1 protein-coding gene is annotated in these 2,660 nt (G+C 71.5%); it reads right to left on the bottom strand.

Going from position 1 to position 2,660, the window contains the following annotated elements; genetic code table 11:
* Positions 1 to 39 precede the first annotated feature (39 nt).
* Positions 40 to 2,484: a RelA/SpoT family protein gene (locus tag ACFU74_RS36895; RefSeq protein WP_380764511.1), complete on the bottom strand. Its 2,445-nt coding sequence runs from the start codon at positions 2,482 to 2,484 to the stop codon at positions 40 to 42.
* Positions 2,485 to 2,660 lie beyond the last annotated feature (176 nt).

The following is a 2,660-nucleotide window of genomic DNA, read 5'->3' on the forward strand; positions in this document are numbered from 1 at the left end:
CCGGGGGCCCTCTCGCGTGCGCCGTGCGGGCCGGCCCGGCTACTTGCGGGCCGAGGTGACGCGGTAGACGTCGTAGACGCCCTCGACGCCGCGGACCGCCTTGAGGACGTGGCCCAGGTGCTTGGGGTCGCCCATCTCGAAGGTGAAGCGGCTCATCGCCACCCGGTCGCGGGAGGTCTGCACCGCCGCCGACAGGATGTTGACGTGCTGGTCGGACAGCACCCGGGTGACGTCCGAGAGCAGCCGGGAGCGGTCCAGCGCCTCGACCTGGATGGCTACCAGGAAGACCGAGGACTGGGTGGCCGCCCACTCGACGTCGATCATCCGCTCGGGCTGCTGGCTGAGCGCCTCGACGTTGACGCAGTCGGCGCGGTGCACCGAGACGCCGTTGCCGCGGGTGACGAAGCCGACGATGGCGTCGCCCGGCACCGGGGTGCAGCAGCGCGACAGCTTCACCCAGACGTCCTCGACGCCCTTGACGATCACGCCCGGGTCGCCCTTGGCCCGGCGGCGCACCGCGCGCCGGTTGTCGTGGGTCGGGGTGGCCGTCTCGGCGAGGTCCTCGGTGGCGCCCTCCTCGCCGCCCAGCGCCTGCACCAGCTTCTGGACGATGTTCTGCGCGGCGACGTGCCCCTCGCCGATCGCCGCGTACAGCGAGGAGATGTCCGGGTAGCGCATCTCGTGGGCGAGGGTGACCAGCGAGTCGCCGGTGAGGATCCGCTGGATCGGCAGGCCCTGCTTGCGCATGGCGCGGGCGATGGCCTCCTTGCCCTGCTCGATCGCCTCCTCGCGGCGCTCCTTGGAGAACCAGGCGCGGATCTTGTTGCGGGCGCGCGGGGACTTGACGAAGCCCAGCCAGTCCCGGGACGGTCCGGCGTTCTCCGCCTTGGAGGTGAAGACCTCGACGGTGTCGCCGTTCTCCAGGGTCGACTCCAGCGGCACCAGCCGCCCGTTCACCCGGGCCCCGATGGTGCGGTAGCCGACCTCGGTGTGCACCGCGAACGCGAAGTCCACCGGGGTGGCCCCGGCCGGCAGGGCTATGACGTCCCCCTTGGGGGTGAAGACGAAGACCTCGTTGCTGGCCAGGTCGAAGCGGAGCGACTCCAGGAACTCGCTGGGGTCGGCGGTCTCCTTCTGCCAGTCCAGCAGCTGCCGCAGCCAGGCCATCTCGTTGACGGCGCCGGCCTTGTCGTCCTTGCGGGTCTGGGTCGGGGTGTCGGTGCGTACCTTGGAGGCGCCGGCCACCGCGCGCTGCTTGTACTTCCAGTGCGCTGCGATGCCGTACTCGGCGCGGCGGTGCATGTCGAAGGTGCGGATCTGCAGCTCGACGGGCTTGCCCCCGGGACCGATCACCGTGGTGTGCAGCGACTGGTACATGTTGAACTTGGGCATCGCGATGTAGTCCTTGAACCGCCCCGGCACCGGGTTCCACCGCGCGTGGATGGTGCCCAGCGCCGCGTAGCAGTCGCGGACGGTGTCGACCAGGACCCGGATGCCCACCAGGTCGTAGATCTCGGCGAAGTCCCGGCCCCGGACGATCATCTTCTGGTAGACCGAGTAGTAGTGCTTCGGCCGGCCGGTGACGGAGGCGGTGATCCGGGCGCCGCGCAGGTCGCCCTGGACCTGGTCGATGACGGTCGCCAGGTACTCGTCGCGCTTGGGGGCGCGCTCGGCGACCAGCCGGACGATCTCGTCGTACATCTTGGGGTAGAGGATCGCGAAGGCGAGGTCCTCCAGCTCCCACTTGATGGTGTTCATGCCCAGCCGGTGCGCCAGCGGGGCGTAGATCTCCAGCGTCTCGCGGGCCTTCTTCTCCTGCTTCTCCCGCTTGAGGTAGCGCATGGTGCGCATGTTGTGCAGGCGGTCGGCCAGCTTGATCACCAGGACCCGGGGGTCCTTGGCCATCGCGACGACCATCTTGCGGACCGTCTCGGCCTGCGCGGCCTCGCCGAACTTCACCCGGTCCAGCTTGGTGACGCCGTCCACCAGCAGGGCCACCGAGTCGCCGAAGTCCTTGCGCAGGGTCTCCAGGCCGTAGTCGGTGTCCTCGACGGTGTCGTGCAGCAGCCCGGCCATCAGCGTCGGGGCGTCCATGCCCAGCTCGGCCAGGATGGTCGCGACCGCCAGCGGGTGGGTGATGTAGGGGTCGCCGCTCTTGCGCTTCTGCCCGCGGTGCCACTTCTCGGCGACCGCGTACGCCTTCTCGATGTCCCGCAGCAGCGCCGGGTCGGCCTTGGGGTCGTTGGACCGGATGGAGCGGAAGAGCGGCTCCAGGACGGGGTTGAGCACGCTGGAGCGCTGGCCGCCGAGGCGGGCCAGGCGGGCCCGCATGCCGCCGCCGCCGCCGGCGGAGCCGCGGCCGGCCGGGGCGGAGGGGCGGGACGGGGTCGGCGCCGGACGTGCCGGGGTGGCCCCCGAGGGCGTGGGCCGGTTCTCGGGGGCGGCCGCAGCCGCCGTGGGCACAACCTCGTCGGGCAAGGACACTCCTCAGGGCACTCGGCCTGCCCCCCGCGGGCGCCGCGCGACCGGGGCCGCGGCCCGCGCAACCGGGAGGGGATGAATCTTCATGGTACCGAGCCCGGCGCCGGGACGTCCGGTCGGCCGGGCCCGCACACGCGCAGGACACAGGCCCGACACAACAGCGGGCGGCGGCCGGAATG

This window comes from Kitasatospora sp. NPDC057500 (assembly GCF_042802195.1).
Lineage (GTDB): Bacteria > Actinomycetota > Actinomycetes > Streptomycetales > Streptomycetaceae > Kitasatospora.